Here is a 12991-nt window from a genome sequence, read left to right as displayed (position 1 = left end):
TCAGGATTTCAGGTTTTCAGCCTCTTTCTGACTGCTGGTCTTCTGGGTCATCCTCAGCAAACTGACTAATGCTCCGGTCCCCGCCAGCGTGCCGGCAAGGATCAGCGAGGCGTGGGTGCCGTGCTGCGGGAACAGGTTAAACATCAGTGCCACCATCGCCGCACCGGTTGTCTGACCTAAAAGACGGGCGGTGCCCAGCAGTCCGCTCGCGCCGCCACTGCGGTTGCGCGGGGCTGAACTGATGATCGTATGGTTGTTTGGCGACTGGAATAAGCCGAAGCCTGCGCCGCACAACAGCATGCGCCAGATGATATTCAGATGCGAAGGTTCCGGCGGCAGTAACGACAGGGAAAAGAGGCCGAAGGAAAAGACCACCAGACCAATGCCACCGAGCATTCCCGGATGGAAACGCTCGACCAGACGTCCCGCGATCGGGGCCATCACCATGGTTGCCAGCGGCCACGGCGTCAGCAGAAGTCCGGTATCTACGGAATTCAGTCCCAGCGTATTTTGCAGGAAGAAGGGCAGCGAAACGAAGGCCAGCATCTGAGCACTGAAAGAACACAGCGAGGTTCCCAGAGACATGCTGAAAATCGGGATGCGCAACAAATCGATCGGCAGCAACGGGAAGGGCTGCGAAAGCTGCCGGCGCACGAAGAACCAGCCGATGACCAGCAGGGCAATCACTTCACCCAGTATCAGCAGGTGGTTCTGGCCTTGTGCAAAGCCGCTGATGGCGCTGATCAGCAGGCCGAACGTCAGGGCATTCATCACGCTGCTGACAATATCAAAGCGTTGTCCCTGACTGCGCGTCGAGTTAGCGGGTAAAAACTTCAGGCCAAGGATCAGCGCCACAATACCGATAGGGACATTAATGGCGAACAGCCATTGCCATGAGGCAACGGACAGAATACCGGCCGCAATTGTCGGACCTGCCGCCGCAGAGACTGCCACAATCAGCGCGTTGATGCCGACACCGCGACCCAGGAAACGTTGCGGGTAAATAATGCGTATCAGCGCCGTATTCACGCTCATGATCGCCGCCGCCCCGAAACCCTGTAACACGCGGGCTACGGTCAGCGTCATCAGGGAATCCGACAGGGCGCAGAACAGAGAGGTAATACTGAACACCAGTAAACCGGTCTGGTAAATCCGCCGGTAGCCGAATATGTCACCGAGCGAAGCCAGTGAAAGCAGCGAGATGGTGATCGCCAACTGATAGGCGTTCACTACCCAGATGGAGGTTGCCGGGCTGGCATGGAAATCATTGGCAATCGTCGGCAGCGCCACGTTCGCGATCGCGCCATCCAGTACGGAAACGGTGATACCCAGCGCAATCGCCAGAATGGCACCGTATCGTTGCGGTATAGGAAGTCCGTCAGTCGGTGTTGAAGTCATGAGTTATGTCAGTACGTAGTCATCAGTGAGGGGAATATTACTACGCTAATCAACCTAAAGTGACAATTGTCACATGATGAAATGAATTTTTTATCTCTCTCGCAGGAATGAAACTGGCTTAACAGTTCTTACATTCTCAATCAATGGGTTGATTGCTTCTCAGCGATGCTTGCCACTATAATAAAAACCACGTTCTATTTTTTTTGAAACAAAACTAACGCGAGCAGGTAACTCACCCTATGGCTATCGCAGATCTTGATAAGCAACCCGATTCCGTTTCCTCTGTCCTGAAAGTGTTCGGTATTTTACAGGCACTGGGCGAAGAGCGTGAGATTGGTATTACAGAACTTTCTCAGCGCGTAATGATGTCTAAAAGCACGGTGTACCGTTTTCTGCAGACGATGAAGTCGCTGGGTTATGTGGCACAGGAAGGGGAGTCAGAGAAATATTCCCTGACGCTGAAGTTGTTCGAACTGGGAGCCAGGGCGCTGCAAAACGTCGATCTGATCCGCAGTGCCGATATTCAGATGCGCGAACTGTCCCGCCTGACCCGCGAAACGATCCACCTGGGTGCGCTGGATGAAGACGGGATTGTCTACATTCATAAAATCGATTCCATGTACAACTTACGCATGCACTCGCGTATCGGTCGCCGCAACCCGTTGCATACCACCGCGATTGGTAAAGTGCTGCTGGCCTGGGGCGATAAAGCGGAAGTCAGTGCGTTGTTGCAGGAAATTGAGTTCACCCGCAGCACTGAAAACACCATCATGAATGCCGCCGATTTACAGACAGCGTTGGATCAGGTGCGTGCGCAGGGTTACGGTGAAGATAATGAAGAGCAGGAGCAGGGACTGCGTTGCATTGCGGTGCCGGTATTCGACCGCTTTGGCGTGGTGATTGCCGGTCTGAGCATTTCGTTCCCGACCATTCGTTTCTCCGAAGAAAGCAAAAGTCACTACGTGGAAATGCTGCATACCGCCGCACGGAATATTTCAGAGCAAATCGGTTTTCACGATTATCCGTTCTGAATAAAACGGCCGTTTCAGATATAAAAAAACCGAAGCCAGTGGCTTCGGTTTTTTATTTATCGCGGTCCGGACTTAACGGTGAGCCAGCTCAGCCGTTTCATCAGAATCCATCACGGTTTTGTCGGTTTGTTTCAGTAACTGGCTGGTGATCGTCCCGGCAGTCATTGAACCGCTGACATTCAGCGCAGTACGGCCCATATCAATCAGCGGCTCTACCGAAATCAGCAGGGCAACCAATGTCACCGGCAGCCCCATAGCAGGCAGAACGATCAGCGCGGCGAAGGTTGCGCCACCGCCCACACCCGCAACGCCGGCAGAGCTCAGGGTAACGATACCCACTAAGGTAGCAATCCACACCGGATCAAACGGGTTAATGCCCACCGTCGGCGCAACCATCACCGCCAGCATCGTCGGATACAGACCCGCACAACCATTCTGACCAATTGTTGCGCCGAAAGAGGCCGCAAAGCTGGCGATAGATTCCGGAATACCCAGACGACGAGTCTGCGCTTCCACGCTCAGCGGGATCGTTGCGGCACTGGAACGACTGGTGAACGCAAAGGTCAGCACCGGCCAGACTTTACGGAAGAATTTCGCCGGGTTCACACCAGTGAAAGACAACAGCACTGCGTGAATGACAAACATAATCGCCAGACCCAGGTAAGACGCGACAACGAAGCTGCCGAGCTTAATGATGTCCTGAATGTTCGAACCTGCGACCACTTTTGTCATCAGCGCCAGCACGCCGTACGGGGTCAGTTTCATGACCAGACGTACCAGCTTCATCACCCAGGCCTGAAGGGTATCAATGAAGGCCAGAACACGCGGGCCTTTTTCAGCATCGTCTTTTACCAGTTGCAGGGCAGCGACACCCACAAAAGCAGCAAAAATTACCACGCTGATGATTGACGTCGGGCTTGCGCCGGTCAGATCAGCAAACGGGTTCTTAGGAATAAAGGAAAGGATCAGCTGAGGAACGCTCAGGTCAGCCACTTTGCCGACATAGTTGGACTGAATCGCGGTCAGTCGTGCCGTTTCCTGCGTACCTTGTACCAGCCCGTCAGCGGTCAGGCCGAACAGACCGGTGACGAAGATACCCACCAGAGAGGCAATCAGCGTAGTAAACAGCAGGGTGCCGATGGTCAGGAAGCTGATTTTGCCCAGAGACGACGCGTTATGCAGTTTCGCTACTGCACTCAGAATCGACACGAAAACCAGCGGCATGACGATCATTTGCAGCAACTGAACGTAGCCATTACCGACAATATTGAACCATGTGATTGAGGTTTTCAGAACCGGGTCATCTGAACCGTAAATCAGCTGTAATGCCAGGCCAAAGACGACGCCCATCGCCAGACCCAGAAGGACTTTTTTTGCCAGGCTCCATTGCTTATGGCGGGTTTGCGCCAGCAGCAACAGCAGCACCACGAAAGCCACTACGTTTAGAACGAGCGGAAGATTCATACCAGACTCCAGTCTTATAATTTTGATAAACGAAACGGGTGTTTCCGGAAAGGATTGCACCATCCCAAAGCAATGCGGTGAAGAATATCAGTTTGGGAGCCTGAGTATTTATATCCAAAAGGAATTCATTATAACTTTTTGGTGGTATTTGTATTAATTACATTCAATGCGGGCGTATTTTGTTCACATCAGATGAACAGTTTTAGAATGTGATTAAAAAAGTCCGGATTAATTGCACCAATGATGGGCGTCCAGTCTGGCCAGAAAAGCGTTAAACCGACCAGCAATAAGCAGAGTGTTCTTTCCAGCTGGTTGCCTTTCTGGCTGTTAATCAGCGGTAAACGGAAACGCCAGCGGCAAGGCCAGAGCAGCGGTACACCTGCAGGCGTCAGCATATCAGCCAGAATGTGACTCAGATACCCTATGATCATGGCGTGGAATGCATCGGCTGGGATCACCCAGTCCTGGGGGAAATGGGTACGCAGCAGGAAAATACCGCCTGCCACTGCCAGCAAACTGTGGGTAAATCCGCGGTGACCGAAAGCGCGGGCGATAGGTGTGGAAAGCCATTTGAGTCGCTGACCCAGTACGGATTTCGGATGGTCGATATCAGGTAACAGACAGGTGAGCAAAGACCCTGGAATGATGTGCCACCAGTCACCATGCGCCAGTTCGGGAGAAAGCTGTGCCTTTTTAGCAAATACTGCACAGGCTATTGAGAAAATGAGATGGCCTTCCGCCGTCATGACGCGTCCGAACTGGATAACTGTTATTTTATCCAGTATAAGTGAAACTGTCACAATCTTGGAAGAGCGACCCTGTAACTAATTGTCAACGGCATGATAAAAAAGAAAAAGGCGTATATAAATACGCCTTAATCATGTCACTTATCTTGTTGCTACCGTGCCAGCCATCCGCCATCGACAGCAATAGTGTAGCCATTCACGTAATCCGACGCTTTTGACGCCAGGAAGACCACCGGCCCCATGACATCTTCCGGCAATCCCCAGCGTCCGGCCGGGATCCTGTCGAGGATTTCTTTGCTGCGATCTTCATCAGCACGTAACTGCTCGGTGTTATTCGTGGCCATGTATCCCGGAGCAATCGCATTCACATTCACGTTGTGCTTCGCCCATTCATTGGCCATCAGTCGAGTCAGACCCATGACGGCGCTTTTGGATGCGGTATAGGAGGGCACGCGGATCCCGCCCTGATAGGACAACATGGAAGCGATATTGATGATTTTGCCGCCATTGCCCTGTTTGATGAATTGTTTCGCCACGGCCTGTGACATAAAGAACAACGTTTTGCTGTTCACATTCATCACATCGTCCCAGTTTTTCTCACTGAATTCGATGGCATCTTCACGTCGGATAATCCCGGCGTTATTAATCAGAATATCGATATGACCAAATTCCCCGACCGCTTTATCAATCAGATCAGGAATGCCGTTGATACTGCTCAAATCCGCCCGCAGGTCGAGAAAACGACGGCCCAGCGCGGTGACTTTCTTTTCGGTGTCTTCCGGTGCGGAGACGTTAACGCCGACGATATCACATCCCGCCTGCGCAAGGCCGAGCGCCATGCCCTGACCCAGTCCGGTATTGCATCCGGTTACGATGGCGACTTTGCCGCTTAATTCAAAGGAATTGAGGATCATATTCAGAGTCTCTTTTGCCACGGCACATTCGCCATAAAGATGAGTCGCTCTGCCGGTTAAGGCAGAGCGCGGGGGGTTAGCGCAGTTCGCTGACTTTGACGTGATCCATGTCGTCGAATACCTGATTTTCACCGACCATACCCCAGATAAAGGTATAGTTTTTCGTGCCCACGCCAGCATGAATCGACCAGCTTGGGGAGATAACAGCCTGTTCGTTATGCACCAGCAAGTGACGGGTTTCCTGTGGTTGCCCCATCATGTGGAACACTGCTGTTTCCGCTTCCATATTGAAGTAGAAATACACTTCCATACGGCGTTCATGGGTATGGCAAGGCATGGTGTTCCACAGGCTGCCTTCTTCCAGTTTGGTCAGCCCCATGGTCAGCTGGCAGGTTTCCAGCACGTCAGGCACGATGAATTTATTGATGGTCCGGCGGTTGCTGGTCGCAGCGTCGCCGATAGTTTGCGGAGAGGCTTCCGCCAGGGTGATTTTTTTGTTCGGGAAAGTAGTATGCGCCGGGGCGCTGTTGTAATAGAACTTCGCCGGTTTGGCCGCATCCACACTGCTGAATTCGACCTGTTTCGCCCCTTTACCGACATACAACGCTTCTTCATGACCGATTTCATAGGTTGTGCCATCAACCACAATCAGGCCCGGTCCGCCAATATTAATGACGCCCAGCTCACGCCGTTCCAGAAAATAGCTCACACCGAGTTGCTTACCGACTTCATCACCGACGGTGACCGTTTTTTCAGCAGGCATGACACCGCCGACAATAATGCGGTCAATGTGGCTGTAGGTCATGGTGTAGGCATTTTTTTCAAAGATTTTCTCAATGAGAAATTCACGGCGTAATTCAGCGGTATCAAGCGTTTTAGCGTGGTCGCTGTGGATGCTTTGACGAACTTGCATGTCGGTGCCTCTCATAGATTGACAATATTAAGGAGGACTTACCGGGCTAGTCTGACCGTTGCGTGGCAGTGACAGCGTACAGAAGCAGGAGAGCTCCCGGCTCGTCCTTGTTGCAGGAATCATAGGTTCATTGGCATATGAATTCAATAAAAATGAAATAACGTTTTATTTATTTTATGAGTCAGTTCAAGCTTTACGAAATTAAACGTCGCCTGGAAAATGATGGCAGGGGAAATGCGTGAGGAACGGGAAGGAAAGTGCGGAAGGTGCGCAGCAACGCCCGCTGCTGCGCATTCCATTCAACTGATATGCGCCGGACGCAATTCTTCGAGAGAAGACAGTTTGACATCGGCCAGTGCCCAGCGGGGATCGGCGCTGTATTCATGGTCAGGCACCACCACCGAACGCATGCGCGCGGCTTTGGTGGCGATCATGCCATTAAAGGAATCTTCCAGCGTAACGCAGTTCAGAGGATCAACCTGCAATTGCCCGGCTGCGAGCAGATAGACTTCCGGATGAGGCTTGCTGTACGGCAGATTCTCGGCAGAAACGCGGACCTGAAAATAGGATTGCAGGTTAAACATTTCCAGCACGGTATCGAGCATATAAAGTGGTGAAGCAGAAGCGAGACCAATCTTCAGCCCCTGATCACGGCAAAGCTCAAGGGCATGGTTCACACCCGGCAGCAGAGGTCGGGTTTGTTCCACCAGTTCAATGGTCCGGGCAATGATCCGTGAAGAGACCTCCTCAAGACCCGGCCCCTGCCACGGCAGCGCCTGATACCACATCCTGACCACCTGATCGATGCGCAAACCCAGCGTATCCGGTAACAAATGTCGCTGGGAAATATCCACGCCCAGACTACTGAAAACATCCAGTTCGGCCTGAACCCATAACCGTTCAGAATCAATTAACAGACCATCCATATCAAAAATTGCTGCATTAACAGGGCGGACATAAGCCATGAAAGCGGACTCCCTTACAATAAATTGAAACCCACTCTACCACTGGCTGTCAGGCAGGTGAAACCCGTTGTGAACGGGGGCGCGTTGCCTGTTGTGGGGATACCGGTACGCTAACTGATTAAAACATTGGGCGGGAAAACCTTTCTGTGGGTAAACTTAGCAGTTGCTTCAGGCATCCTAACAAGGGGAATTCATGACGTACCAACAAGCCGGACGTGTGGCAGTGATTAAACGAATTGCAGGATGGATCATTTTTATCCCTGCGCTGCTTTCTACGCTGATTTCATTGCTGACTTTTATCAATGAGCATACTAAAACCGAACAGGGCATCAACGCCGTCATGCTGGATTTCGTCCATGTGATGGTGGATATGGTCAAATTTAATACTTCGTTTCTCAATGTCTTTTGGTACAACTCACCGGTGCCGGCTTTAGGCCAGGGCGTTACTACCGCCAACATCATGTTTTTCATTATTTACTGGCTGATTTTTGTGGGGCTGGCGTTGCAGGCGTCTGGCGCGAGAATGTCCCGTCAGGTGAAACACATCCGTGAAGGTATTCAGGATCAGCTGATCCTGGAGCAGGCGAAAGGCACGGAAGGGCGTACCCGTCCGCAAATTGAAGAACGTATTGTGATACCGCGACACACCATTCTGGTGCAGTATTTTCCGCTCTATATTTTGCCGATTATCATTGCGGTCATTGGCTATTTCATTCTGAAATTATTAGGTTTAATCGCCTGATCAATAAGGCCAGAATATTGATATGTTCTGGCCTTATTTGTCTTATCGCGAAAGCCTCCTTTCGGCTAACTGATATCTTCGTGCAACAGTCTCTCCACTGCGCGTTGCGCGACGACAAGATGCTGACCTCCAAATAAATTACTGCGGTTAAGCAAATAATATAACTGGTAGACCGCTTGCCGCGAAATGAAGTCATCAGGGAGCGGCGTTTTACTCTGATAACCGTCATATAATTGCGGGGGGACATTGGGATATAACGGCAGCATCGCCAGATCACATTCCCGATCACCCCAGTAACACGCCGGGTCGAAAATGACCGGCCCCTCCCCGGATAATCCGCAGTTATGTGGCCACAAATCGCCGTGCAAAAGTGAAGGCTGGGGCTGATGGTTTTGCAGTCGGGCATGAACCATGGCGGTGATATCTTCAATGCTGCCGAACGTCATGCCTTTTTCCGCCGCCAGCTGCAGCTGCCAGCCAATGCGCTGCTCGGCGAAGAACGTGGCCCAGCGGCGTTGCCAGCTGTTGGGTTGCACAAGCGTTGCCAGTTCATTATCAAAATCCAGACCGAATTGCAGTTGCTCACTCCACTGATGCAGCGCGGCCAGTTGCTGGCCTAATACGAAAGCATTATGTGCATCGAGAGGTTTCAGCGGGATGTATTCGAGAAGCAGAAAACTGTAATCGCGATCGCTCCCCACGCCATACACTTCCGGCACCCTGACGGTCTGACTGCGGGCGAGCAGGGCGAGCTGATCGGCTTCCGCCGCAAAGATAGGCAGCATTTCGCGCGCATTGCATTTTACAAATACGTCTCTGTCGCCGTAGCTCAGCCGCCATGCCGGATGGATTTCCCCTCCGGGCAGCTCAACACGTTCGCGGATTTCAGCACTGCCAAGGTGTTCACTCAACAAACGATTGACGGCTTGCCACATGGTATTACCCCTTCTGACTGGCCCGATAATTCATTAAGTTAGCGTTTTTTCTGCTTCGAAAACCCGATCCGGCGCACGGCTGAATCAGATGATGATGTTAATTTATGCATTTTTGGGAATGACGAAATAGAAAGTGTAATCAGTGAATCACTTAATTTAGGAATATGTGACATCAAACGGGTTTTATAACCGGAATTGTCTTATCGACATGTTCCTAACCCCCTTGTTTAACAAAACAATAATAATAATAGACTAAAAATATATTCAGGTGTGGGAAGAAGATGTATATGCTACATCTCGTCCCAGTCGCGAGAGAGATAACGTGAAACCAAACATTCTTTATTTGATGGCCGCGCTATTGTTGGCGGGTTGCGCTAAAGAAACACCGGTTCAAAGTACGCATTTTCTGAATCCATCGCCGCCACCTCAGCGGGAAACTTCATTAATGCATCCGGGGCCTTATGGTGATGTTATTCATCAGGCGGCAAATACTTACGGCGTCGACGAAACACTTGTTAAAGCAATCATTCAGGTCGAATCTGGATATAACCCAACCGTTGTCAGTAAATCGAATGCGATTGGGTTAATGCAGCTAAAGGCCTCAACGGCAGGACGCGATGCCTACCGGATGAAAGGACGTTATGGTCAGCCGACACCGCATGATTTAAAAGATCCGGCGGTAAATATTGACCTGGGGACGGCCTACCTGAGTATTTTACAACAGCAGCTGGCGGGTATTAACAACCCGGAAACCCGTCGTTATGCCACCACGCTGGCGTATGTGAACGGGGCAGGGGCACTGCTGAGAACGTTCGATAAAGACAAGACTTATGCGATTGCGAAAATCAATCTGATGACGCCAGCTGAGTTTTCTGACCATGTGCAGAAAAAACACCCGGCACCTCAGGCTCCACGTTATCTGTGGAAAGTGAACAATGCCTACCTCGCGATGCGGTAAGCATTGAGTTTTTCGCCAGCGGCTCAGGCTGCTGGCGGAAAGTTTTTAATAATCTCAATAATGCCGTTGATCACGAACTGAACGCCCATACACACCAGCAAAAATCCCATCAGACGCGAAATCGCTTCAATCCCGCTTTTCCCCACCAGTCGCATAATGGCACCCGAACTGCGCAGGGAAATCCATAAAATCAAACCGACCAAAAAGAAAATCATCACTGGCGCGACCGTAATGATCCAGCCGGGGAAATCAGACGTTCTGACCGTTGAGGCGCTGCTGATGATCATGGCAATGGTGCCCGGTCCCGCTGTGCTTGGCATGGCAAGAGGGACAAACGCAATGTTCGGTGAATCCTGTTTCTTCATTTCCGCCGTTTTGTTTTCGATCATGACTTTCTCTTCCACATGAGGCTGCGGGAAAAGCATTCTGAAACCGATAAACGTAACGATCAGACCGCCCGCGATGCGCAGGCCGGGAATGGAAATCCCGAACGTGTTCATCACCACCTGGCCGGCGTAGTAGGCCACCATCATGATGATGAAGACATACACAGAGGCCATCAGCGACTGATGGTTTCTTTCCTGTGTCGTCATATTCCCTGAAAGACCGAGCATCAGGGCTACGGTGGTCAGGGGATTTGCCAGCGGAAGCAGCACCACCAGACCTAATCCAAGTGCCTCAAATAATTGCCTGACTTCTGTCATATCCTTCCCTTTTTTTAAATGCTGCCCTGATTACCTTAACGTGTCCGGGGGGATTACACGAAAAATATCCGCGTTTAGCAACACAGGTTGCTGGAAATTCGCACTTTACGAATGGTAAACTCATCGCCTGTTTTCACGTCGCATCCCGGTACAATTCTCTGATGTATACAGGGTGTCTATATTTGGCAAGGTAAAGCTAAATAGCGTGAATAACTACGTGAATTTAAACTCAAATATTTTTCTAGATGTGCTCTGTCGTGTGGGGCACCACTGTAGATTAAGGAATTAGCATGCCTGTCATTACTCTTCCTGATGGAAGCCAGCGCGTTTTTGATCGCCCCGTTTCTCCTCTTGATGTTGCCCTTGATATCGGTCCTGGTCTGGCGAAAGCCTGTATCGCCGGACGTGTTAACGGCGAACTTGTTGATGCTACCGACCTCATTGAGGTGGATGCACAACTGGCGATCATCACCGCGAAAGACGAAGCCGGTCTTGAAATTTTGCGTCACTCCTGTGCGCACCTTTTGGGTCATGCCATTAAACAACTGTGGCCAGACACCAAAATGGCGATCGGCCCGGTTATCGATAATGGCTTCTATTACGACGTCGATTTAGATCGCACGCTGACTCAGGAAGATATCGAACTGCTTGAAAAGCGCATGCACGAACTGGCTGAAAAGAATTACGACGTCATTAAAAAGAAAGTCAGCTGGCAGGAAGCACGCGATACCTTTGCAAGCCGTGGCGAAGAATACAAAGTGGCGATTCTGGATGAAAACATCAGTCATGATGATCGTCCGGGTCTGTATCACCACGAAGAATACGTCGATATGTGCCGCGGTCCGCACGTACCGAACATGCGTTTCTGCCATCATTTCAAACTGCAGAAAACCTCCGGTGCTTACTGGCGTGGCAACAGCGACAACAAAATGCTGCAACGTATTTACGGCACTGCGTGGGCGGATAAAAAGCAGCTGAATGCTTACATCCAGCGTCTGGAAGAAGCCGGTAAACGTGACCACCGTAAAATCGGTAAGCAGCTTGACCTGTACCACATGCAGGAAGAAGCGCCGGGTATGGTGTTCTGGCATAACGACGGCTGGACTATCTTCCGTGAACTGGAAGCCTTTGTACGCATGAAACTGAAGTCTTATGACTATCAGGAAGTTAAAGGTCCGTTCATGATGGACCGTGTACTGTGGGAAAAAACAGGTCACTGGGAAAACTACAAAGAAGCGATGTTCACCACGTCTTCTGAGAACCGTGAATATTGCATCAAGCCAATGAACTGTCCGGGCCATGTTCAGATCTTCAATCAGGGTCTGAAATCCTACCGTGACCTGCCATTGCGTATGGCTGAGTTCGGCAGCTGTCACCGTAATGAGCCATCCGGCGCATTGCACGGCCTGATGCGTGTTCGCGGCTTCACACAGGACGATGCGCACATCTTCTGTACTGAAGAGCAGGTGCGTGATGAAGTAAACAGCTGTATCCGCATGGTGTACGACATGTACAGCACTTTTGGCTTTGAAAAGATCGTGGTGAAATTGTCCACCCGTCCTGAGAAGCGCATCGGTACTGACGAAATGTGGACGCGTGCTGAGGATGACCTGGCCGCTGCGCTGACTGAAAACGACATTCCGTTCGAATATCAGCCAGGTGAAGGGGCGTTCTACGGTCCAAAAATTGAATTTACCTTGCATGATTGTTTGGATCGTGCGTGGCAGTGTGGTACCGTGCAGCTCGACTTTTCATTACCGGGTCGTTTGAACGCCTCTTATATTGGCGAAAGCAACGACCGTCAGGTACCGGTAATGATTCACCGTGCTATCCTGGGTTCAATGGAGCGCTTCATCGGTATTCTGACTGAAGAATACGCGGGCTTCTTCCCAACCTGGATGGCTCCGGTTCAGGTAGTGATCATGAACATCACTGATGCACAAGCTACCTATGTCGAAGAATTAACTAAAAAACTGCAAGATGCAGGCATTCGCGTTAAAGCCGACTTGAGAAATGAGAAGATTGGCTTTAAAATTCGCGAACACACGCTACGCCGTGTTCCTTACATGTTAGTTTGTGGCGATAAAGAGGTCGAAGCAGGCAAAGTTGCTGTTCGTACCCGCCGCGGCAAAGACCTGGGAAGCATGGATGTTAGCGAAGTCGTTGACAAACTGCTGGCGGAAATCCGCAGCAGAAGTCTTCATCAACTGGAGGAATAAAG

The 12991-nt window shown here is 50.9% G+C and carries 12 protein-coding genes; 4 read left to right on the top strand and 8 right to left on the bottom strand.

All coding sequences use genetic code 11. From position 1 onward, the window contains the following. Positions 1 to 1398, bottom strand: a complete 1398-nt coding sequence (locus J9880_RS21100; protein WP_119826315.1) for an MFS transporter — start codon at positions 1396 to 1398, stop codon at positions 1 to 3. A gap of 239 nt (positions 1399 to 1637) precedes the next feature. Here J9880_RS21100 and kdgR point away from each other — a divergent pair, with 239 nt between their 5' ends. Beyond that, positions 1638 to 2429 (top strand): DNA-binding transcriptional regulator KdgR, encoded by a 792-nt coding sequence (kdgR, locus tag J9880_RS21095; protein WP_119826313.1) that lies wholly within the window; start codon positions 1638 to 1640, stop codon positions 2427 to 2429. A gap of 72 nt (positions 2430 to 2501) precedes the next feature. Here the strand turns inward: kdgR and J9880_RS21090 are convergent, their stop codons facing one another. The 5 genes from J9880_RS21090 to hxpB all read right to left on the bottom strand — a co-directional run bounded on the left by J9880_RS21090 (position 2502) and on the right by hxpB (position 7431). Beyond that, positions 2502 to 3893 (bottom strand): L-cystine transporter, encoded by a 1392-nt coding sequence (locus J9880_RS21090; RefSeq protein ID WP_119826311.1) that lies wholly within the window; start codon positions 3891 to 3893, stop codon positions 2502 to 2504. 188 nt (positions 3894 to 4081) lie between these two features. Further along, complete coding sequence (locus J9880_RS21085) at positions 4082 to 4639, bottom strand: metal-dependent hydrolase (RefSeq protein WP_095921425.1); 558 nt, start codon at positions 4637 to 4639, stop codon at positions 4082 to 4084. Between the two features lie 152 nt (positions 4640 to 4791). Further along, entirely contained in the window at positions 4792 to 5553 is a 762-nt protein-coding gene (kduD, locus tag J9880_RS21080; RefSeq protein WP_195817022.1) for a 2-dehydro-3-deoxy-D-gluconate 5-dehydrogenase KduD, read from the bottom strand. A gap of 76 nt (positions 5554 to 5629) precedes the next feature. Beyond that, positions 5630 to 6466 carry a 5-dehydro-4-deoxy-D-glucuronate isomerase gene (kduI, locus tag J9880_RS21075; RefSeq protein ID WP_119826307.1) on the bottom strand — a complete coding sequence of 279 codons (837 nt, stop codon included), beginning with the start codon at positions 6464 to 6466 and terminating at the stop codon, positions 5630 to 5632. A 299-nt stretch (positions 6467 to 6765) separates the two neighbouring features. Beyond that, a complete protein-coding gene (hxpB, locus tag J9880_RS21070) occupies positions 6766 to 7431 on the bottom strand; it encodes a hexitol phosphatase HxpB (RefSeq protein WP_095921428.1) in 666 nt (221 codons plus the stop codon). A 193-nt stretch (positions 7432 to 7624) separates the two neighbouring features. On the opposite strand from hxpB, the gene J9880_RS21065 reads away from it, so the two are divergent. After that, positions 7625 to 8173 (top strand): YniB family protein, encoded by a 549-nt coding sequence (locus tag J9880_RS21065; RefSeq protein WP_119826305.1) that lies wholly within the window; start codon positions 7625 to 7627, stop codon positions 8171 to 8173. A gap of 65 nt (positions 8174 to 8238) precedes the next feature. Here the strand turns inward: J9880_RS21065 and J9880_RS21060 are convergent, their stop codons facing one another. Next, positions 8239 to 9108 (bottom strand): fructosamine kinase family protein, encoded by an 870-nt coding sequence (locus J9880_RS21060; RefSeq protein WP_195816898.1) that lies wholly within the window; start codon positions 9106 to 9108, stop codon positions 8239 to 8241. A 322-nt stretch (positions 9109 to 9430) separates the two neighbouring features. Between J9880_RS21060 and J9880_RS21055 the strand changes: the two genes are divergently transcribed. Continuing rightward, positions 9431 to 10066 (top strand): transglycosylase SLT domain-containing protein, encoded by a 636-nt coding sequence (locus tag J9880_RS21055; RefSeq protein WP_408637211.1) that lies wholly within the window; start codon positions 9431 to 9433, stop codon positions 10064 to 10066. Positions 10067 to 10089: 23 nt separating this feature from the next. Here J9880_RS21055 and J9880_RS21050 read toward each other — a convergent pair whose 3' ends face one another. After that, positions 10090 to 10770, bottom strand: coding sequence for a MarC family NAAT transporter (locus J9880_RS21050; RefSeq protein WP_095921432.1), 681 nt, complete (start codon positions 10768 to 10770; stop codon positions 10090 to 10092). A 290-nt stretch (positions 10771 to 11060) separates the two neighbouring features. Here J9880_RS21050 and thrS point away from each other — a divergent pair, with 290 nt between their 5' ends. Then, a complete protein-coding gene (gene thrS, locus J9880_RS21045) occupies positions 11061 to 12989 on the top strand; it encodes a threonine--tRNA ligase (protein ID WP_095921433.1) in 1929 nt (642 codons plus the stop codon). Positions 12990 to 12991: the final 2 nt, after the last annotated feature.

Origin of the sequence: Rahnella victoriana (assembly GCF_021276285.1) — a bacterium.
Classification (GTDB): domain Bacteria; phylum Pseudomonadota; class Gammaproteobacteria; order Enterobacterales; family Enterobacteriaceae; genus Rahnella; species Rahnella victoriana.
This window is presented reverse-complemented; position numbering and strand designations above follow the sequence as displayed.